The organism is Stenotrophomonas sp. HMWF023 (genome assembly GCF_003060985.1).
GTDB classification, from domain to species: domain Bacteria; phylum Pseudomonadota; class Gammaproteobacteria; order Xanthomonadales; family Xanthomonadaceae; genus Stenotrophomonas; species Stenotrophomonas lactitubi.
The window spans coordinates 21,660-42,941 of record NZ_QAIJ01000259.1 but is presented as its reverse complement, the minus strand read 5'-3'; the positions used below and the strand labels follow the sequence as shown (position 1 = coordinate 42,941).

The following is a 21,282-nucleotide window of genomic DNA, read 5'->3' as shown; positions in this document are numbered from 1 at the left end:
GTGTATGAAACAGGCAGGCAGAGTAGCGGCGCGGCCAAGGTCGGGGCAAGCCGACCTTCGGCCCGTCACTGTCGGCGGTTAACATTGGCACATTCATCACAAGGGCTGGACCATGGATCCGATTCTGCTCGGCAAAGGCATCACTGACGATGTAGCTGTCACCCTGCTGCCGAAACTCGGCAACCGTCATGGGCTGGTGGCCGGCGCTACCGGCACCGGCAAGACCGTGACCCTGATGACCCTGGCCGAGGGTTTCTCGCGGATCGGGGTACCGGTGTTCCTGGCCGATGTGAAGGGCGATGTGTCTGGCCTGGCCGTGCCAGGTACCGGCGCTGAGAACCTGCTCAAGCGCGCGGCCGAGATCGGCGTGGGCGACTACGCCCCGGCGGCCAGCCCCACCGTGTTCTGGGATCTGTACGGCAAGCTCGGCCACCCGGTTCGCACCACCGTGAGCGAGATGGGCCCGACCCTGCTGGCACGCATCCTGGAATTGAACGACACCCAGGCCGGCGTGCTCGACATCGTGTTCAAGCTGGCCGATGACCGCGGCCTGCTGCTGCTGGACATGGACGACCTGCGCGCCCTGCTCGGCCTGGTGGCCGAGGAGCGCAAGGACATCTCCACCGAGTACGGCCTGGTCAGCGCGCAGTCGGTGGCGGCCATCCAGCGCTCCCTGCTGCGCCTGGCGCAGGACGGCGGCGAGCATTTCTTCGGCGAACCGGCGCTGGAACTGGCCGACATCATGCGGGTCAACCATGATGGCCGCGGTGTCATCGGCATCCTTGCCGCCGACCAGCTGGTGCTCAAGCCCAAGCTGTACTCCACCTTCCTGCTGTGGCTGCTGTCGGAGCTGTTCGAGCAGCTGCCGGAAGTGGGCGACCTCGACAAGCCGAAGCTGGTCTTCATTTTCGACGAAGCGCACCTCCTGTTCGACGATGCACCGCCTGCACTGGTACAGCGCATCGAACAAGTGGTGCGGCTGATCCGCTCCAAGGGCGTGGGCGTGTACTTCTGCTCGCAGTTCCCGGACGACGTACCGGCCAACATCCTCGGCCAGCTCGGCAACCGCGTGCAGCACGCGTTGCGCGCATTCACCCCGCGCGACCAGAAGGCAGTGAAGACCGCCGCCGAGACCTTCGTGCCGAACCCGAAACTGGATGTGGTGAAGGTGCTCAGCCAGCTCGGTACCGGCGAGGCGCTGGTGTCCACGCTGCAGGACAAGGGCGTGCCGATGCCGGTACAGCAGACGATGATCGCCCCGCCGCGCTGCCGCATGGGACCGGTCACCGAGACCGAACGTACGCAGGTGCGTGCCGGCAGCCCGGTCGGCACGCGCTACGACACCGCCATCAACCGCGAATCGGCCGCCGAACTGCTGGCCCAGCGCGCGCAGAAGGTGGTCGAGAAAACCGATGCGCCGGCCGCACGCAGCCGTGAGCAGGACGAGGCGCAGGAAGGTGGCTTCGGGCAGTCGATCAAGGACGCAATCTTTGGCACCAAGCGCCGCCAGGGCATGATCGAGACGATGGCCAAGCAGACAACGCGTACGGTCGGTACCAAGCTGGGCAACCAGATCGTGCGCGGCATCCTCGGTGGCATCTTCGGCGGCAAGCGCTGAGCATGCGCAACCGCGCCCTCATTGTTACAGCCGCAGGGATGTTGATGGCATTGCTGACGGTAGGTTGCAAGCCACCGCACGCACCTGCAGAAGGCAGCATTGCCGCTGCAACTTCGGACAATGCTCCCGCTGTGGGACACACCGGCCAGGAAGTGGTGGAGGCTGCCGAGGCAAGGCCAAGCGAAGCAGCGCCTGCTTACATGCCAGTCAGCACCACGGAACTGGCCGGCACATTCCTCGTTGGCGGCATCGAAACCCGTACTCTCGAACTCAAACCCAACGGCCGCTACGCACTGAAGGGCGGCGCGGTCTGGGACCTTGTCGAAAGCAAATGGTCCTTGGAGGCCGGCGGCACGAACCTGCGCCTGCACCATGATCACCAGCAAACGGAAGATCTGTTGTTTGGCGTGGAATCAGCCGATGTACTGGTCATGCTCAATGCCGATGGCAGCCCCACCCACATGCGCAGCACCCTGGATAGAGTCAAGAAGTGAGCCGTTGGCGTCCCCCCGCAGAAAAGAGCACCGCGCTGATCACCGCCGCCGGCCATGCACGCTTGAAAGCCGAGCTGGATGAGCTGTGGCGGGTGCGTCGACCCGAAGTGGTCAAGGCGCTGGCCGCGGCCGCCGCCGAAGGCGATCGCTCGGAGAATGCCGAATACACCTACCGCAAGAAGCAGCTGGGCGAGATCGATCGTCGCGTGCGCTACCTGACCAAGCGCCTGGAATCACTGCGCGTGGTCGACACCACGCCGACCGATCCACAAGCGGTGTTCTTCGGTGCCTGGGTGGAGCTGGAGAACGTGGACAGCGGGCAGACCAGCCGCTACCGCATCGTCGGGCCGGATGAGACCGATGCGGGGCTGGGCTGGATCAGCATCGATTCGCCCTTGGCGCGGGCCTTGTTGAAGAAGCGCCTGGATGATGAGTTTTCGGTGGAACTGCCCAGTGGTCATCACACCTTTGCGGTGATCGATGTCGAGTACGAGACTGCGGCCAAGGGCTGAGCCTCTGGCGGGCAGCCGCGCTCAGCCGGGCATGGGCTCGGCTCTACAGCAGCGGCGACGGGTAACGACGACCTTCGCGCAGCGGGCGGAAGTAATCGTCGTTCGCGTAGAAGGCTGGTGTCTGATCGGTGTGCCAGCCCGGAATGCCCGCCAATGGCAGCGGCCGCAGCTCCAGAGGGTCGAGCAGCACCCTGCCCTCGTCGATGGCCTGCGCGACCGCGCCGATGCAGCCGGCATCATCATCGCCCTGCAGCACGATGCATTTACCCACCAGCAGCCGGCCCGGCAGCAGCGCCTGTTCCATCAAGGCGTGACCAAACACAGCGGCAATGGTGATCCGCCCCGACTGCCAAGGGATGTGTTCGAAAAACGCGCGCCAATCGTGAGCATCCCAGGCGGCCAGCGAGGCCGGATCGTGCACGCGCACCACCACGCCCGTTTCATCGAACTGGGTCAGCGCGGCCTGCGCGCGGTTGCGCTGCCCTGCGGCCATGCTGTCGATGTGCCGGCATTGCTGCGTGTTGAGTGCGCGCTTGATCGGCAGGTAGCGTGCCCAGACCAGGGCATTGAACAGGTCGTGCCAGTTTTCGGCCCGGGTTGCGATGCGACCTTCGGCGATGCGCGTTTCATAGTGCAGGCCGTCGGCCAGCAACGCCGCATCCTGTTCGACAAAGCGCTTGCCCGGCAGCGCCAGGCGCGCGTCCAGGCCGGACACGCGCGGCCAGTTCGCTGCGGTCAGCAGATCAGCGAATTCGGCGATACCGGCAAACAGCGGATGATCGAACGCGGCCCCATCCACTGCCGCGCGCAGCGGTGCCACGAAGCGGCGGGGGCCGCCATCAGCAGCCTCCGCCGCGGTCACAGCACCTTGAGGTCGAATGCCGGGCGCGTGGTCGGCGGCAGCGCGTCGCCGTAGAGGTCGTGCTCGTCACTCTCGGTGATTTCCACGTCGACGAACTCACCCACGCGCAGCGGCACCTGATCGGCGTTCTGGATATGCACCAGGCCGTCGATCTCCGGCGCATCTGCCTTGGAACGGGCCACGGCGATATCGCCTTCGATGGCATCGACCAGGCATTGCTGCACCGTGCCGATCTTGGCTTCCAGACGCGAGGCCGAAATCTGCGCCTGCTTTTCCATGAAGCGCGCCAAGCGTTCCTGCTTCACTTCTTCCGGCACCGGGTCCGGCAGGTTGTTGGCCGTGGCGCCCTCGACGGGCGAGTAGGCGAACGCACCGACGCGGTCCAGCTGCGCTTCGTCCAGGAAGGACAGCAGCTCTTCGAACTCGGCCTCGGTCTCGCCCGGGAAACCGACGATGAAGGTCGAACGCACGGTGATGTCCGGCGCGATACGGCGCCAGTTCTGCACGCGCTCCAGGGTCTTTTCGACCGCGCCGGGGCGCTTCATCAGGCGCAGGATGCGCGGGCTGGCGTGCTGGAACGGGATGTCCAGGTACGGCAGGATCCGGTTCTCGGCCATCAGCGGTACCACGTCATCGACGTGCGGATACGGATAGACGTAGTGCATGCGCACCCACGCATCCAGTTCGGACAAGCCTTCGCACAGTGCCTTCAGTCGGGTCTGGTAGGCCTTGTCGCGCCACATCTTCTCGGCGTACTTCACGTCCACGCCGTAGGCAGAGGTGTCCTGCGAAACCACCAGCAGTTCGCGCACGCCGCCACGCACCAGGCGCTCGGCTTCGCGCAGCACGTCATCCACCGGGCGCGAGACCAGCTTGCCGCGCATCGACGGAATGATGCAGAAGCTGCAATGGTGATTGCAGCCTTCGGAAATCTTCAGGTAGGCGTAGTGACGCGGGGTCAGCTTGATGCCGTAGTCCGGCACCAGATCCACGAACGGGTCGTGCTTGGGCGGCAGCGCCGCGTGCACGGCTTCCATTACGCTCTGGTAATCCTGCGGCCCGGACACCGCCAGCACGTTCGGGTACGCCTCACGGATCTGCTCCGGGCGTTTGCCCAGGCAGCCGGTGACGATGACCTTGCCGTTCTGGTTCATCGCCTCGCCGATGGCATCCAGCGACTCGGTCACCGCCGAATCGATGAAGCCACAGGTGTTGACCACCACCACATCGGCCGAATCGTAGGACGGGACGATGTCGTAGCCTTCCGACCGCAGCTGGGTGAGGATGCGCTCGGAATCGACGAGGGCCTTCGGGCAGCCAAGGCTGACGAAGCCGACTTTGGGGTTCAGCTGGGACATGGAATCGCGGGACTCTGGGGGCCTGGGCCCCTGCCGGCATGGCAGGGGGACCTGGGGGCCGGGGCCTGAAAGGGCGCCAGTATACCGGGGTTGGGCGGCGGCCTCTGAATCGCGTGAGCCGCCCGATCCCGCACAGCCGCTGACATCGCGCTAACCCGCCCAGCGCCGGCAATGCAGGCCTGCCCCGCAACGAGCCCCCCGATGTCCGAATGGATCACCCTGGATACGCATTACGGTCCGCGCCTGGCAGGCACTGCCCGAGGGCAAACCCCGCGGCGCGCTGCCCGATTGTTCGAGGGTGGGGATAGATCAGAAGCGCTGGGCGGCCGGCTGACCGTTGCTCGGGCGCGGGTGGCTGACACCGCCGCCAAGATTGAGCGGATCAACGATGCCATGCTGGCCGATGACGCGGTTGACGCTCCGGCAGCACTCAAGCGCCGGGCAAGAGAGCTGGAAACGCCGCTGGCCGAGCAAGAGGCAGAGGCCGAGGCGTTGGAGCGGGAGTTGGTCATTATGGCGAGCTCGCCAACCCGACGGTCGCCAAGGTCTGGGCTGACCTTCAGGCCGGGGTGAACGCTCTGGACTATGGCGCTCGCACCAAAGCCGTCAGCTGGTTTCAGACACTTTCGAGCGTTTAGATCCGGATATGACTGCAGGGATGAAACGAGAGAGGCAGCCTGCCAATCTGTCTTGTTCATCTCGCCGGTCTTCAGTCGACCAAGTGCCAAGATGTGGCCGCTCTGCACCGTTAATCCTGCCCATCCATGAAGGACCTCGGAGAGTGTCACTGTCGACGCGACCAATTCTTTGGACGCGCCAACAAGAAAACGCCCGGCCAGCAGTGCTGCTGACCGGGCCCAGCCTCAGTTGGCCAGCAGGATCAGCTGGAACTTGGCATTCACCCCCCACGATCCGCCACCGCCTCCCGACGCGCCCAGGCTAAGGCTGAAGCTGCCGCCACCAAAGGACGAGCCGCCCGAGAAATCGATGCCCATGCCGCCGCCGAACTCCTGACGGACGCTTCCCTTCCAACCTTCGCTGAAGTTGTAGGTGACACCGACGCTTGCGGGGGAAATATCGACCACAGTGTTCTTGAATTCGACTTTGGCGGAGCCGGAGAGGTTGCCGTTGCTGTCGAAGGTGCCGCTCAGGCGAGCTTCCTCGGGGCCCACGCCGTAGCCGATCGTTCCGGAAACGCGCTCGTTCTCGTATTTCAGACGCAGGAAGGAGTCGTCCGCACCAACTTTCACGAACGCGTTGCCCGTCTTTGCTTCACCGCCGACCGCAGTGCCGTTGATGTTGCCGGAGAAGCTGGCACCTACCGGGCGGCCTTTTTCATTGATGACGCTGCCGCTGACCTGCCAGCCACTCTCGTCCATCGGTTGATCGATGGTGCCACCGCCTGCGCGCTGCATCACGTTGTCGTCCATGTGTTCGTTCTTGCTCATTGAATTGCTCCTGGTTGTTGCCTGTGCGGCGGTAATCGGTGCCACGGCCTATCCGGGGCACCAAAACTGCAGAGGGCCGCACATGGCGGCCCTCAAGTAAGAGTTGAATCCTGGTTGTGGTTGCTGCTGATCGCGATCCACCTGGATCAAGGCTTGGCAGGCGCGGAGGTGGTTTTCGACGTCGGTGCCGTTTCGAACTGCAGCTCCGACAACCTCAGGACGCAGCTCGGCTCGCGCATCACGTTTGACGGCGCCGGCGGCAGCTTCGGACAGCCGCCTGTTTCCACGCCGCCCTCGGGCAACGCGCGGACAACAAAAAAAGCCCCCGGCTTGCGCCGGAGGCTTGTATGTCATCCTGGCTGAAAGCTTAGGCTCCGGGTGTGCACCGGTCAATGCGAAAACCACCATCTGCACCGCCTTGGGAAACCACCGCCATTTCCCCGTAGCCGCCCGATGCGGCACAGCCGCTGACATCGCGCTAACCCTCACAACGTCGACAATGCCGTTCTGTTCCCTGCAACGAGGTACCCCCCGATGTCCGAATGGATCACCCTGGATACGCATTCCGGTCCGGTCCGTGCCTGGCAGGTCCTGCCCGAAGGCCCTCCGCGTGGCAGCCTGGTGGTGGTGCAGGAAATCTTCGGCGCCAACCCGCACATCCGCAGCGTGGCCGAACGTTTCGCGGCCGAGGGCTACGCGGTGCTGGCACCGTCATTCTTCGACCTGGTGGACGGCCCCGAGGCCGATCCGGATGCCCTGCCCTATACCCCCGAAGGCGTGAAGGATGGCCTGGAACGGGTCACCGCCCTGGGCATGGAAAAGGCGCTGGAAGTGGTCCGCGCCGCAGCCACCCGGCTGGCCCCGCATGGCAAGGTCGGCACGGTCGGCTACTGCTGGGGAGGCAGCGTCGCGCTTCTGTCCGCGCTGCGCCTGGGCCTGCCCTCGGTGAGCTACTACGGCGCGCGCAACGTGCAATTCCTGGATGAAACGCCGAAGGCCCCGGTGATGTTCCACTTCGGCGCTCAGGACAAGAGCATCCCGCCGCCGGCGATCCAGGCCCACCGCGAGAAGCTGCCGCAGATGGCGACCTACGTCTATCCGGCCGATCATGCCTTCAACCGCGAGGTCGGACATGCGTATGATCCAGACAGCGCCGCCCTGGCGCTGCAACGCACCCTGGACTTCTTCTCGGAGCATCTTGGATGAGCGATTTCGAACTCGATTCACGCCTGGCCACCGATAGCGTGCTGGTGGCCGAAGGCCCGTTGTCGCAAGTGCGACTGATGAACGACGAACGATTCCCCTGGCTGGTCCTGGTGCCGCGCCTGGCCGGGGTGACCGAGTGGATCGAGCTGGACGGCGAGCAGCAGGACAAGCTGCGCACCGAGCTCAACCGCGCCTGCAAGGCGCTGCACGGTTCCGACGGGGTTGAGAAAATCAACATCGGCGCGCTGGGCAACATCGTGCGCCAGCTGCATTTCCACGTGATCGGCCGCCATGACGGTGATCCGGCGTGGCCGGGACCGGTCTGGGGCAGCGGCCCAGCGCACCGCTATGAGCCGGCCGTGCTGGACCAGCATGTCGCCTACTGGAAGGAACGGCTAGGATATCCAGCCCATTCCTGAGTCAGTGCCGACCCGATGCGATTCAATATCGTCGCCGCCATCCTGCTGATCCTGATCGGCCTGTTCATGCTGGCCAGCAACCTGGGCTGGACCAACCTGAACCTGTCGCGCCTGCTGTTGACCTGGTGGCCGCTCGGCCTGGTGGCCGTAGGCATCGCGATCCTGTTCGGTCGCGGCAAATAAGCGAAGGCGGCGCATGCGCCGCCTTCGCGATCACGCAGAACGCCGGGCATCGCCCGGCGCCACCTTCAGGTGCGCGGCAGGGTCACGCCGGTCTGGCCCTGGTACTTGCCGCCGCGGTCCTTGTACGAGGTCTCGCACACTTCATCGGACTGGAAGAACAGCATCTGCGCCACGCCTTCGTTGGCGTAGATACGCGCCGGCAGCGGCGTGGTATTGCTGAATTCCAGAGTCACGTGACCTTCCCACTCCGGCTCCAGCGGGGTCACGTTGACGATGATGCCGCAGCGCGCATAGGTGCTCTTGCCCAGGCACACCACCAGGGTGTCGCGCGGGATGCGGAAATATTCGACCGTGCGCGCCAGCGCGAAGCTGTTCGGCGGAATGATGCACTCATCGCCAACGATGTCGACGAAGCTGCCCGGATCGAAATGCTTGGGGTCCACGATCGTCGAGTTGATGTTGGTGAACACCTTGAACTCGCGCGAGCAGCGCACGTCGTAGCCGTAGCTGGAAGTGCCGTAGCTGACGATGCGCTCGCCGTTGACCTGCTTGACCTGCCCGGCCTCGTACGGCTCGATCATGCCGTGTTGTTCGGACATCTGGCGGATCCAACGGTCACTCTTGATGCTCATGCTCTGTCCTGGGTGCAAGGGGGCGCAAGGATTCTAACAGGGGGCCGGGCGTCGCCGCCGCAGCCCCGCCAGCGGGCCCTTACAGCAGCGAGGACAGGATCGGGATCGAGGCGCGCGGGCGCTTGCCCACCTCCTCGACCAGACGCTGGGCAGCGCGATGGTAGGCCTGGGCCGCCGCCGAATCCGGCTGCGCGGCGGTGATCGGGGTGCCGGCATCACCCTGCTCGCGGATGCCGATCTGCAGCGGCAACGACCCCAGCAGCGGCACGCCGTACTGCGCGGCCATGCGCTCGCCACCACCCTCGCCGAACAGGTGCTCGACGTGCCCGCAGTTGCTGCAGGTATGCACGGCCATGTTCTCGACCACGCCCAGCACCGGCACCTCGACCTTCTCGAACATCTTCAGCGCCTTCTTCGCGTCCAGCGTGGCGATGTCCTGCGGGGTTGTGACGATCACCGCGCCGGCCAGCGGGATCTTCTGCACCAGCGTCAGCTGGATGTCGCCGGTGCCCGGCGGCAGGTCGATCAGCAGGTAGTCCAGGTCGTCCCACAACGTGTCTTCGAACAGCTGGGTCAGCGCCGCCGTCGCGCGTGGCGCGCGCATGATCAGCGGCGTTTCGTCCTCGACCAGATAGCCGATCGACATGGTGTCCACGCCGAAGGCACGCATCGGCTCGATGCTCTTGTTGTCCGGGCTTTCCGGGCGACCGGACAGGCCGAGCATCGCCGGCACGCTGGGGCCGTAGATATCCGCGTCAAGCACGCCGACGCGCGCGCCAAGCTGCTGCAGGGCAACGGCAAGGTTGACCGCCGTGGTCGACTTGCCCACCCCACCCTTTCCCGAGCCCACCGCGATCACGTTGCGGATGCGCGCATGCGGCGCCAGTCCCTTCTGCACCTGGCTGGCATGCGGACGACGGGAAGAACTGTTCACTGCGGACTCCGGGGTGAATCGATAAGAAGAACCCAACATCATACTAGCTGGACGTACGCTGACTGAAATTCAGGATTGCTACAGATTCGTGCACAGATTGTTAAGTTCATGTTACGTTCGCTGAGCACTGGTTTTGGGCTCCGCGGCTGGTTGTTGCAGCACGCACGATGGCGCATGCGCAGTGCCGTACTCGTATTTGCTCTTTGAACGGAACTACATGAAAGACCTTCGCAATTCCGCACGTCGCAACACCCTCGCTGTCGCCTTGATCTCCGCCCTGGTTGCCGCCTCGCCGGCAATGGCCCAGGACAAGGCCACCAACCTGGACAAGATCACCGTCACCGGCTCGCTGATCCCGCAGACCCAGGTTGAAACCCAGACCCCGGTGATGTCGATCTCCGCCGAGGACATCCAGACCCGTGGCTTCAGCAGCGTTGCTGAAGTGCTGCAGCAGTCCTCGCTGACCACCGGCGGCCTGCAGGGCGGCCAGACCTCGGGCGCTTTCACCCAAGGTGCCGAAGCGGCCGGCATGTTCGGCCTGAACCCGGGCTACACCAAGTACCTGATCAACGGCCGCCCGATGCTTTCGTATCCGGCGCTGTACAACGGTAGCGAAACCTTCAACAACATCAGCGGCATTCCGATCGACATCGTCGAGCGCATCGAAGTGCTGCCGGGCGGCCAGTCCTCGCTGTACGGCTCGGACGCGATCGCCGGCGTGGTCAACATCATCCTGAAGGAGCGCATGGACGGCGGCACCGTGACCGTCCGCGGCGGCACCTACACCAAGGGTGGTGGCAACAACATCCGCTTCAGCGCGGCCAAGGGCTTCAACGCCTTCGATGACCGCTTCCATGCCCTGGTCAACGTGCAGCTGGAAAACAGCAGCCCGATCTGGGGCTTCCAGCGCGACATCACCAAGCAGAACAACCCGGTTGGTTACACCGCGCAGCTGCCGTCCAACGATTTTGCCGTCATCGGCAACTCGGACAACAAGCTGTACATGATGGACCCGACCCGCTGCGGCAACGTGGCTGGCCTGTATGACGGCACCACCACCGTCGGCAAGCGCGCCTCCGGCGAGTCCTGCGGCTCGGTGTACAGCGCCGGCTACAAGACCCTGAAGAACGGCAAGGACAGCGGTCAGTTCTACTCGTCGATGACCTTCGACGTGAACGACAACTTCCAGCTGTTCGCCGACGTGCTGTACAGCAAGGAAAAGACCGAGTTCACCTCCGGCTCCAGCGCCCTCTGGTGGGGCACCAAGTCGGTCATGGGCGGCTTCTACGACCAGGGCCTGGGCAAGGTCGTCAACCTGCAGCGCGCTTTCGCACCGGAAGAAATCGGCCCCGGCCACTACGACAACATCCTCAACTCGGATGAGAGCCGTTCCTACCAGGTCACCCTGGGCGGCAAGGGCATGGTCGGCGACTGGGACTACAGCGCCAGCTTCACCCGCGGTGAGTACCGTCTGGACCAGAACCGCTTCGTGCGCTGGAAGGACAAGATCGAGGACTTCTTCGGCCAGACCGTGCTGGGCCCGCGCCTGGGCACCACCGCTGATGGCTTCGGCATCTACAACCCGAACTACGCCGCGTTCTACTCGCCGATCACCCCGGACCAGTTCGCCAGCTTCACCGGCTACGGCACCCACCGCAGCAAGACCTGGCAGAACCTGGCCCGTGCACAGGTGACCAACGGCTCGCTGTTCCAGCTGCCGGGCGGCGACGCCGGCCTGGCGATCGTCCTCGAGGGCGGCAGTGAAGGTTGGGATTACTCGCCGGACCAGGCGTTCGTCGATGGCAACGTGTGGGGCACCACTGCGGTTGCCGGCGCCGGCCACCGCAGCAACTACGCGGTGACCAGCGAACTGCGCATGCCGGTACTGGAAACCCTGACCGTCAGCGCCTCGGGCCGCTATGACGCGTTCAAGATCGGCGATGGCACCGTCGACAAGGCCACCTACAGCATCGGCCTGGAATTCCGTCCGATCGAAAGCCTGCTGTTCCGCGGCAAGTACGGCACCGCCTTCCGCGCGCCGACCCTGTCCGATGCCTACCAGGGCATGAGCGGCTCCTACGCCTCGAGCCAGAACGACTACTACCGTTGCAGCCAGCTGGGCTACGCCCTGCGCGACGAAGCCTGCTCGTTCTACAAGACCACCTCGGTGTACAGCGAAAAGTCCGGCAACCCGGAACTGAAGCCGATCACCGCCGACGTGTGGAGCGCAGGCGTGGTGTGGGCTCCGATCAGCAACTTCTCGCTGTCGGCCGACTACTACAACTGGAAGATCAAGAACGAAGTCAAGACCCTCAGCACCGACCAGCTGCTGCTGGCCGAGTACCAGTGCCACAACGGTCTGCCGAACAACACCTCGGCCAGCTGCCAGAACGTGACCGACTGGGTGACCCGCGATGCCGGCGGCAACCTGACCCGCGTGTACACGCCCAAGCTCAACGTTGCCAGCCAGAACCTGGAAGCGGTGACGGTCAGCGCCAAGTACCTGCAGGACATGGGCCGCTTCGGTTCGCTGCAGTTCTCGGGCAACTACACCAACATGCTGAAGCGTGAAGTGACCCCGCTGCCGGGTGCACAGAAGCTGGATCTGCTGAGCGATCCGTACAACATGTGGTACTACGACAACTTCGCCAAGGTCCGTGGCGATCTGTCGGTAGGCTGGAACATCGGCAAGTTCACCACCACCGTGTATGCCAACTACGTCGGCAGCACCCCGAACTACCTGGCCTACACCGGCCGCAGCTATGACTACGTCCACTCCTCCGGCGCCAAGGCCGGCAAGTGGGGCTCGTACACCACCTACAACATGAGCCTGAACTACCAGGCGCAGGACGATCTGACCCTGTCGCTGATGGTCAACAACGTGTTCAACAAGCTGCCGGAAGGCCAGCGCTACAACTACCCGGGCAATGAATCGACCCCGTTCAATGGCGGCTTCTACAGCGTCTACGGCCGTCAGATCTCCGCCCAGGTGAAGTACGACTTCGGCAAGTAATCCCGTCGTTTTCCGGGTTTGATTCCGGACCAGGCCCCGCTTCGGCGGGGCCTTTTTTTTTGGCTGGACACGCCGCGCCAAATGCAGCGGCCCCTCAATTGTCAATCAATAAATATTTACACAACATTCATTCCGCCAAACTCGGCAAAGCAGCTAGATTTTCGCAAATTGCTGTTTTCAAAGAAGTTTTTATTAACCTCAAATAACGAGCCATGGAAGCGTTACAAAGCCGCGCAAAACAAGTTAAGCGTGTGTTACGTTCGAAAAACGCCGCCTTCCTGAGTTTGCAGGCTGCTGAACAATCCATGAGTTCCCAGGAAAGGGAAACGCGTCTCTCACGACCACTCGGAGTACCGCATGTCTCGCAATGGCTTCCCGCGTCACCCCCTCACCCGCGCCGTCCTCAGCGGCCTGATCCTGGCCAGCAGCAGCGCGATCGCGCTCGCCCAGGAGAGCACTCCTACCGATCTCGGACGCGTGACCGTCACCGGATCCCTGATCCCGCAGACGCAGATCGAGAACCACACGCCGGTCCTGACCGTCACCGCCGAGGACATCCAGACGCGCGGCTTCAGCAGCGTGGCCGAGGTGCTGCAGCAGAACTCGCTGACCACCGGCGGCCTGCAGGGCGGCCAGACCTCTGCTTCGTTCACCCAGGGCGCTGAAGCTTCGGGCATGTTCGGCCTCAGCCCGAGCTACACCAAGTACCTGATCAACGGACGGCCGATGCTGTCCTACCCGGCCCTCTACAACGGCAGCGACACCTTCAACAACCTCAGCGGCATCCCGATCGACATCGTCGAGCGCATCGAGATCCTGCCCGGCGGCCAGTCGTCGCTGTACGGCTCGGACGCGATCGCCGGTGTGGTCAACATCATCCTCAAGGACCGCATGGACGGCGGCGTGCTGAACGTGCGCGGCGGCGCCTACACCGAGGGCGGTGGCAACGATTTCCGCGTCAGCGGCGCGCATGGTTTCAACGCCTTCGATGACCGCTTCCACGCGCTGGTCAACGTGCAGTACGAGAAGAGCAGCCCGATCTGGGGCTACCAGCGTGATCTGACCAAGCAGAACAACACCAAGGGCTATACGCCGCAGGTGCCGACCAACGACTTCCTGGTCTACCTGCCGGGCCAGCAGAACGCTTACGTGATGATGGACCCGACCCGCTGCGCCAACGTGGCCGGCCAATTCGGTGGCACCACCGTACTGGGCACGCGCGCTACCGGTGAGTCCTGTGGCTCGCCCTTCAGTGCCGGCTACAAGACCCTGAAGAACGGCAAGGAAAGCAGCCAGATCTATTCGTCGATGTCCTTCGACGTCAACGACAACTTCCAGCTGTTCGCAGATGCGCTCTACAGCCTGGAAGAAGTGCAGTACACCGCTGGTTCGGGCTACGCGTTCTGGGGCAGCAACGTCGGCTTCGGTGCCTTCGTCGACCAGGCCAGCGGCGAGTACATGAACCTGCAGCGCGCGTTCGCGCCTGAGGACATCAGCGCCGGCGGCTACCGCGACATCATGAGCACCGATCGCAACAAGGCCTACCAGGTCACTCTGGGCGGTCGTGGCAACGTCGGCAACTGGGACTACAGCGCCAGCTTCAGCCGCGGCGAGTACAAGCTGACCGAGCGCAGCTTCGCGCGCTGGGCCAACGAGATCGACAGCTATTTCGAAGACCGTGTGCTGGGTCCGGTGCTGGGCGTCACCGACGACGGCTACAACATCTACAACCCGAACTGGGGCGCGTTCTACTCGCCGCTGCCGGCGGGTGATTTCCAGACCTTCACCGGCTTCACCTACAACAAGAGCCGCACCTGGCAGAACCTGGGCCGCGCGCAGATCACCAATGGTTCGCTGTTCAAGCTGCCCGGTGGCGATGCTGGCCTGGCGGTGGTGGCCGAAGCCGGCAGTGAAGGCTGGTCGTATACACCCGACCAGCGCCTGCTTGATGGCAGCGTATGGGGAACCACCTCGGTGGCCGGCGCCGGCCATCGCAGCAACTACGCGCTGACCAGCGAGCTGCGCATGCCGCTGCTGGAGTCGCTGACCGTGACCGCCTCCGGCCGCTACGACGCGTTCAAGATCGCCGACAAGACCGTCGACAAATCGACCTACAGCATCGGCGTGGAATTCCGCCCGATCGAAAGCCTGCTGTTCCGCGGCAAGTACGGCACCGCCTTCCGCGCGCCCAGCCTGTCCGATGCATTCCAGGGCCGCAGCGGCTACTACGCCAACAGTTCGGTCGACTACTACCGCTGTGGCCAGCTCGGCTTCAACCCGAGCGACACGGTAGGCTGCCCGTATGCCAACGAATCAGTGTTCGGCGAACAGTCCGGCAATGCCGAGCTGGAAGCGATCACCGCCGACGTCTGGAACGCCGGCATCGTGTGGGCCCCCATCAACAACCTGTCGGTGTCGGTGGACTACTACAACTGGAAGATCAAGAACGAGGTCAACACCCTCAGCTCCGATCAGCTGCTGCTGGCCGAGTACTACTGCCGCAACGGCCAGACCAACAACACCTCGGCCAGCTGCCAGAACGTGAGCGACTGGATCACCCGTGACGGCACCGGCAAGCTGGACCAGATCTACACGCCGAAGATGAACATCGCCAGCCAGAACCTGCAGGCGGTGACGGCCAGCTTCAAGTACGTGCAGGACATCGGTCGCTTCGGTGCGCTGCAGTTCTCCAGCAACTACACCAACATGATCAAGCGCGAACTGCAGCCGCAGCCGGGCGACGACTACCTGGACCTGCTGCGCGACCCGTACGCGATGTGGAACTACGACCAGTACGCCAAGGTGCGTGCAGATGGTGCGGTGGGCTGGGCGAAGGACAAGTGGACCACCACGCTGTACTTCAACTACATCGGCAAGACGCCCAACCGCATGGCATACCTGGGCAAGGGCTACGACTACGTGCATCCGTCTGGTTACGAAGCCGGCAAGTGGGGCTCGTACACCACCTACAACCTGAGCGTGAACTACCAGGCGATGGACAACCTGACGCTGTCGATGATGGTCAACAACGTGTTCAACAAGATGCCAGACGGCCAGGCCCACAGCTACGCCGGCAACATCGACGCGCCGTACAACAGCAACATCTACAACCCCTACGGCCGTGCGGTCTACGTGCAGGCCAAGTACGAGTTCGGCAAGAAGTAAGCGCCGCTCTCGCAGCAACCCAAAGGCCCCGCTTCGGCGGGGCCTTTTTCATGCCCGTCGATTGAGACGAACGAAAACGAAAAGTCCCATAAATTAAATATCCAGAAATACTCCAAGGGCGTCCACAAGCCTTTGATCCTGAAGATAAATATCACTGTCGACCAATACCGTTCTGCATCGCAACATTTTGAAACATTCCCAGACAAACTCGTTTATTCATTGATTACAAAGGAATTTTCCAGGAACAGCTGGCACATCCGTATGACAGCGCCATTTTGACAACGTGAACGCCGTGTTACGGTCTTGCTGAATGGATTGAAACTGAACAAATCATGAAGATGTCAAGGACGACATAGCCAGACGACATCGCTCATACGGGGATCCATCATGTCTCGCCATCGCACCACGCCTTCGCGTCACCCCCTGACCCTCGCCCTGATCGGCACCCTGCTCGCCTCCGGCGCAGCCCACGCACAGGACAACGCGCCGACCCAGCTCGACCGCGTCACCGTCACCGGTTCACTGATCCCGCAGACGCAGATCGAGAACCACACGCCGGTCCTGACCGTTACCGCCGAGGACATCCAGACCCGCGGTTTCACCAGTGTCGCCGACGTCCTGCAGCAGTCCTCGCTATCGACCGGCGGCCTGCAGGGCGGACAGACCTCTGCTTCGTTCACCCAGGGTGCCGAGGCAGCCGGCATGTTCGGGCTCAGCCCCGGCTACACCAAGTACCTGATCAACGGCCGCCCGATGCTCTCGTATCCGGCGCTGTACAACGGCAGCGACAGTTTCAACAACATCAGCGGCATTCCGATCGACATCGTCGAGCGCATCGAGATCCTGCCCGGCGGCCAGTCGTCGCTGTACGGTTCGGATGCGATCGCCGGCGTGGTCAACATCATCCTCAAGGAACGCATGGACGGCGGCGTGCTGAACATCCGCGGCGGCGCCTACAGCGAAGGGGGCGGCAACAGCTTCCGCTTCAGCGGCGCCCGCGGGTTCAATTCCAAGGACGACCGCTTCAATGCGCTGGTCAACGTGCAGTACGAAAAGACCAGCCCGATCTGGGGCTACCAGCGCGACCTGACCAAGGTCAACAACCCCGACGGCTACAGCCCACAGTACGTCTCCAACGACTTCCTGGTACTGCTGCCGGCCAACAGCAACCGCTACGCGATGATGGACCCGAACCTGTGCGCCAACGTGGCGGGCCAGTTCGACGGCACCACCGTGCTCGGCACCCGGCCGACCGGCCAGGCCTGTGGTTCGGTGTACGGCACCGGCTACAAGACCATCAAGAACGGCAAGGAAAGCGGGCAGATCTACAGCTCGATGACCTTCGATGTGAACGACAACTTCCAGCTGTTCGGCGACGCGCTCTACAGCCTGGAAGAAGTGAAGTACGCCACCGGCTCCGGCTACACCTGGTGGGGCACCTCTTCCGGCTGGGGCCGCTTCTATGATCAGGACAGCGGCCAGTACATGAACCTGCAGCGTGTGTTCGCGCCGGAGGACATCGGCGACGGCGGCTACCGCGACATCATGAACACCGATCGCAACAAGGCCTACCAGGTCACGCTCGGCGGTCGCGGCACGGTCGGCAACTGGGACTACAGCGCGAGCTTCACCCGCGGCGAGTACAAGCTGACCGAGCGCAACTTCGTGCGCTGGAACGATCCGATCAACGATTACTTCGAGCAGCGTGTGCTGGGGCCGGTGCTGGGCACCACCAGTACCGGCTACGACATCTACAGCCCGGACTGGGAAGCGTTCTACTCGCCGCTGCCGAGCGGAGATTTCCAGAGCTTCACCGGCTACACCTACAGCCAGAGCCGGACCTGGCAGAACCTGTTGCGCGCGCAGGTCACCAACGGTTCGTTGTTCAAGCTGCCCGGCGGCGATGCCGGCTTCGCAGTGGTGGTCGAAGGTGGCAGCGAAGGCTGGGACTATACGCCGGATGCACGCCTGGTCGATGGCAGCGTCTGGGGCACCACCGCGGTGTCCGGCGCAGGCCATCGCAGCAACTATGCAGTGACCACTGAACTGCGCATGCCGTTGCTGGAATCGCTGACGGTAACCGGCTCCGGTCGCTACGACGCCTTCAAGATCGGCAGCAGCACTGTCGACAAGGCAACCTACAGCGTCGGACTCGAATTCCGTCCGATCGACAGCCTGCTGTTCCGTGGCAAGTACGGCACCGCCTTCCGTGCGCCCACCCTGTCCGACGCTTTCCAGGGTGTCAGCGGCTATTACGCCAACGGCTCCACCGACTACTACCGTTGCGGCCAGCTTGGCTACGACCCGGCCAACACGACGGGCTGCCCGTATGACAGCGTGTCGGTGTTTGGAACGCAGTCCGGCAACCCCGACCTGGAACCGATCACCGCAGATGTATGGAACGCCGGCATCGTGTGGGCTCCGATCAACAACCTGTCGGTGTCGGTGGACTACTACAACTGGAAGATCAAGAACGAAGTCAACACCCTCAGCTCCGATCAGCTGCTGCTGGCCGAGTACTACTGCCGCAACGGCCAGACCAACAACACCTCGGCCAGCTGCCAGAACGTGAGCGACTGGATCACCCGTGATGGCTCCGGCGTACTCGATGAGATCTATACGCCGAAGATGAACGTGGCCAGCCAGAACCTGCAGGCGCTGACGGCCAGCTTCAAGTACGTGCAGGACATCGGCCGTTTCGGTTCGCTGCAGTTCTCCGGCAACTACACCGACATGCTCAAGCGCGAACTGCAGCCGCAGCCGGGCGATGAGTACCTGGACCTGCTGCGCGACCCGTATGCGATGTGGGTGTACGACTCGTACGCCAAGGTGCGCGCCGACGGTTCGATCGGCTGGGCCAAGGACAAGTGGACCACCACCCTGTATGCCAACTACATCGGCAAGACGCCGAACTACATGGCCTACCTGGGCAACGGCTACGACTACGTCCACACCTCCGGCTACAAGGCCGGCAAGTGGGGGTCGTACACCACCTACAACCTCAGCGTGAATTATCGGGCGATGGACAACCTGACCCTGTCACTGATGGTCAACAACGTGTTCAACAAGCTGCCCGACAACCAGCGGTACAGCTTCGCCGGCACCAGCGGCCAGCCGTACAACAACTACCTGTACAACGCCTACGGCCGTGCCATCTACGTGCAGGCCAAGTACGAGTTCGGCAACCACTGATCCGTCGACACGTCCGCGCACAGCAGAAGACCCCGCTTCGGCGGGGTCTCTTCATTTGGGCTGCCGGGAGGACGAAGGCACTTTTCACGCCGAGTTGACGGAATCCCGGGCTTCGTTCATCTTCAGGTCATGTTGCCGTGCCTCGCCACAAGGAACCTCTGATGATGCAACCCCGTTACAAGACCGCCCGTCCGGGTACCGTCGCCACGCTGCTGCTGGGCCTCTGCATCGGCCACGCCGTTGCTGCGCCCCTGCCCGCGGAGGATTTCGCCAAGATTCCCGCGCTGCAGTCGGTCACGATGAGTGCCGACGGCAAGCAGCTGGTCGCCATCATTGCCGCCCCTGGCAGCAACAATGCCGATACCGCGCTGGCCAACTGGAACCTGGACAACCTCGCCGCCGGTCCGGTCGCCATCACCCCGTCCGGCGATCGAATGAAGTTCATCGCTGCCAGCGCCCTCAAGGCCGGACGCAACCTGGTCATCAGCCGCCAGGAGTGGACCGGCAAGCTGGGCGGCTGCGGCGAAGGCAACAGTACCGGCGCCACCAAGACGTTCCTGACCAAGGCCTACCTGACCGACGCCAGCCAGGCGAAATTCGACGAGGCCTTTGCCAGTAACACCCGAACGCTGGGTGTCAGTGCCGATACCCTGCGCTGCCTGGAACTGGCCGGCACCGCTTCGCTGGTGCACCAGCTGCCGTTGGACCCGGACCGGGTCATCATCAACCAGCTCAATGAAGCCACCCTGCAGGCCAACTACTACCGCTTCAACCTGCGCACCGGCCAGACCGAACTGCTGTTCAAGGGCAACTCGCGCACAACCCCGGGCCTGTTCCACCCGCGCACCGGCGAAGTGGTGACCCAGACCCAGATCGAATCCAGCGGCTCGGACGATTTCGAACAGCGCGTGCTGATCAAGAACAGCGCCGGCCAGTTCGAGGTCCATGCGCCGCTGACCACCAAGCTGAGCGAACGCTACACAGTGGACGTGGTCGGCATCGACGATGACAGCGGCAAACTGTATGTGCTGACCGACCAGTTTTCCGATCTGGTGCAGGCCCGCCTGTACGACCCGGTCAAGAAAGAGTTCGACAAGGAGCCATTGGCTGCCCACCCGACCTTCTCCATCAGCTCGCTGATCCTCGGCACGCGCAAGAGCAACTTCAACCAGGTGCTGGGCTTCTACATCGATGGACCGCAGCGCCAGGCGATCTACGTCGATCCGCAGATGAAGGGCCTGCAGGAAGGCCTGCAGAAGGCCTATCCGGGCCTGACCGTCTACATCACCGGCTACAACGACGATCTCTCGCGGGTGCTGTTCACCACGGAAAGCAACCGCAACCCGAAGAGCTATTACATCCTGGCCGACCGCAAGGACGTGGTGCCGCTGGGCAGCGAACGTCCCTGGGTGGACAGCAAGCAGATCGGCGAGCAGCGCTGGGTGACCTACACCGCCCGCGATGGCCAGCAGATCCCGGCGATCCTCGACCTGCCGGCAGGTTGGAAGCAGGGCGACGGCCCACTGCCGACTCTGGTGCATCCGCATGGCGGACCGTGGGCTCGCGACTACACAGGCTGGGACGTGTCCGGCTGGGTGCCCTTCTTCACCTCGCGCGGTTATGCCGTGCTGCGACCGCAGTACCGTGGCAGCTCCGGTCTGGGCCGCAAGCTGTGGCTGGCAGGCGATGGCGAGTGGGGCCAGAAGATGCAGGATGACAAGGACGATGGTGCCGCCTGGCTGGTGTCGCAGGGCATCGCGGCGAAGGATCGCATCGCGATCTTCGGCTACTCCTATGGCGGCTTCGCTGCGGCAGCGGCCACCGTACGCAGCCCATCGCCCTACCAGTGCGCCATCGCCGGTGCACCGGTCACCGATCTGGGCCGGTTGGGCACATCCTGGAGCCAGAACCGCCTGCAGCGCATTCTGCAGGGTCGCACGGTGAAGGGCATGGACCCGATGCAGAACACGGCCAAGGCCACCATTCCACTACTGACTTTCGTCGGCGACCGCGATGTCCGCACGCCGGCGTTCCATGCCCGCAATTTCTACAGCGCAGTGCAGGGCAAGGTGCCGGCCAGGTTCGAACTGATCCCGGACATGCCGCACAGCATGCCGTGGTACCCGCGCCACTTCCAGACGACCCTCACCCTGATGGCCGATTACCTGGCCAAGGACTGCGGGCCGGGCGGCCTGTAACCCCCACAGAGCACCCGATCAGCAACCCCGCCGGCTTAACCGGCGGGG

General features: G+C 63.6%; 17 protein-coding genes. 12 read left to right on the top strand and 5 right to left on the bottom strand.

The genetic code is table 11. The features are described from left to right. Window positions 1-112: 112 nt before the first annotated feature. Genes DBR20_RS14820 through greB form a run of 3 tightly spaced genes read left to right on the top strand, consistent with a single transcriptional unit; the run spans window position 113 to window position 2,624 of the window. A complete protein-coding gene (locus DBR20_RS14820; protein ID WP_108266704.1) occupies window positions 113-1,618 on the top strand; it encodes a helicase HerA-like domain-containing protein in 1,506 nt (501 codons plus the stop codon). Between the two features lie 2 nt (window positions 1,619-1,620). Further along, entirely contained in the window at window positions 1,621-2,112 is a 492-nt protein-coding gene (locus DBR20_RS21930; RefSeq protein ID WP_146187016.1) for a hypothetical protein, read from the top strand. Continuing rightward, a complete protein-coding gene (gene greB, locus DBR20_RS14810) occupies window positions 2,109-2,624 on the top strand; it encodes a transcription elongation factor GreB (RefSeq protein ID WP_100553118.1) in 516 nt (171 codons plus the stop codon). Before DBR20_RS21930 ends, greB begins: the two co-directional genes overlap by 4 nt. A 43-nt stretch (window positions 2,625-2,667) precedes the next feature. Here the strand turns inward: greB and DBR20_RS14805 are convergent, their stop codons facing one another. Both DBR20_RS14805 and rimO read right to left on the bottom strand, forming a co-directional pair. Continuing rightward, window positions 2,668-3,486: a DUF3025 domain-containing protein gene (locus DBR20_RS14805; protein ID WP_108266702.1), complete on the bottom strand. Its 819-nt coding sequence runs from the start codon at window positions 3,484-3,486 to the stop codon at window positions 2,668-2,670. After that, window positions 3,483-4,844 (bottom strand): 30S ribosomal protein S12 methylthiotransferase RimO, encoded by a 1,362-nt coding sequence (gene rimO / locus DBR20_RS14800; protein ID WP_108266701.1) that lies wholly within the window; start codon window positions 4,842-4,844, stop codon window positions 3,483-3,485. Before rimO ends, DBR20_RS14805 begins: the two co-directional genes overlap by 4 nt. Window positions 4,845-5,045: 201 nt before the next feature. On the opposite strand from rimO, the gene DBR20_RS14795 reads away from it, so the two are divergent. Further along, window positions 5,046-5,417, top strand: a complete 372-nt coding sequence (locus tag DBR20_RS14795; RefSeq protein ID WP_108266700.1) for a hypothetical protein — start codon at window positions 5,046-5,048, stop codon at window positions 5,415-5,417. Between the two features lie 290 nt (window positions 5,418-5,707). Here the strand turns inward: DBR20_RS14795 and DBR20_RS14790 are convergent, their stop codons facing one another. Next, window positions 5,708-6,292 carry a hypothetical protein gene (locus tag DBR20_RS14790; protein ID WP_108266699.1) on the bottom strand — a complete coding sequence of 195 codons (585 nt, stop codon included), beginning with the start codon at window positions 6,290-6,292 and terminating at the stop codon, window positions 5,708-5,710. Window positions 6,293-6,406: 114 nt separating this feature from the next. Here DBR20_RS14790 and DBR20_RS21925 point away from each other — a divergent pair, with 114 nt between their 5' ends. The 4 genes from DBR20_RS21925 to DBR20_RS22155 all read left to right on the top strand — a co-directional run bounded on the left by DBR20_RS21925 (window position 6,407) and on the right by DBR20_RS22155 (window position 8,100). Further along, window positions 6,407-6,655 (top strand): hypothetical protein, encoded by a 249-nt coding sequence (locus DBR20_RS21925; protein WP_146187015.1) that lies wholly within the window; start codon window positions 6,407-6,409, stop codon window positions 6,653-6,655. 171 nt (window positions 6,656-6,826) lie between these two features. Beyond that, entirely contained in the window at window positions 6,827-7,498 is a 672-nt protein-coding gene (locus DBR20_RS14785; RefSeq protein ID WP_108266698.1) for a dienelactone hydrolase family protein, read from the top strand. After that, the gene (locus DBR20_RS14780) at window positions 7,495-7,917 is read left to right on the top strand and encodes an HIT family protein (protein ID WP_108266697.1); all 423 of its coding nucleotides are present in this window, start codon (window positions 7,495-7,497) and stop codon (window positions 7,915-7,917) included. Before DBR20_RS14785 ends, DBR20_RS14780 begins: the two co-directional genes overlap by 4 nt. A 15-nt stretch (window positions 7,918-7,932) precedes the next feature. Then, window positions 7,933-8,100 (top strand): DUF5668 domain-containing protein, encoded by a 168-nt coding sequence (locus DBR20_RS22155; RefSeq protein ID WP_025876120.1) that lies wholly within the window; start codon window positions 7,933-7,935, stop codon window positions 8,098-8,100. Between the two features lie 65 nt (window positions 8,101-8,165). Here DBR20_RS22155 and dcd read toward each other — a convergent pair whose 3' ends face one another. Together dcd and apbC are read right to left on the bottom strand one after the other, a co-directional pair. After that, window positions 8,166-8,732 carry a dCTP deaminase gene (gene dcd, locus DBR20_RS14775; RefSeq protein WP_089236335.1) on the bottom strand — a complete coding sequence of 189 codons (567 nt, stop codon included), beginning with the start codon at window positions 8,730-8,732 and terminating at the stop codon, window positions 8,166-8,168. 79 nt (window positions 8,733-8,811) lie between these two features. Beyond that, window positions 8,812-9,666, bottom strand: a complete 855-nt coding sequence (apbC, locus tag DBR20_RS14770) for an iron-sulfur cluster carrier protein ApbC (protein ID WP_089236336.1) — start codon at window positions 9,664-9,666, stop codon at window positions 8,812-8,814. A gap of 217 nt (window positions 9,667-9,883) precedes the next feature. Between apbC and DBR20_RS14765 the strand changes: the two genes are divergently transcribed. From DBR20_RS14765 to DBR20_RS14750, 4 genes are all read left to right on the top strand, one after another. Beyond that, on the top strand, window positions 9,884-12,679 hold the full coding sequence (locus DBR20_RS14765) for a TonB-dependent receptor (protein ID WP_108266696.1): 2,796 nt from the start codon (window positions 9,884-9,886) through the stop codon (window positions 12,677-12,679). 357 nt (window positions 12,680-13,036) lie between these two features. Further along, window positions 13,037-15,844: a TonB-dependent receptor gene (locus DBR20_RS14760; RefSeq protein WP_108266695.1), complete on the top strand. Its 2,808-nt coding sequence runs from the start codon at window positions 13,037-13,039 to the stop codon at window positions 15,842-15,844. Window positions 15,845-16,231: 387 nt separating this feature from the next. Beyond that, window positions 16,232-19,036: a TonB-dependent receptor gene (locus DBR20_RS14755; protein WP_108266694.1), complete on the top strand. Its 2,805-nt coding sequence runs from the start codon at window positions 16,232-16,234 to the stop codon at window positions 19,034-19,036. Between the two features lie 161 nt (window positions 19,037-19,197). Next, a complete protein-coding gene (locus DBR20_RS14750) occupies window positions 19,198-21,234 on the top strand; it encodes a prolyl oligopeptidase family serine peptidase (RefSeq protein ID WP_258223376.1) in 2,037 nt (678 codons plus the stop codon). The last annotated feature ends 48 nt before the right edge of the window (window positions 21,235-21,282 follow it).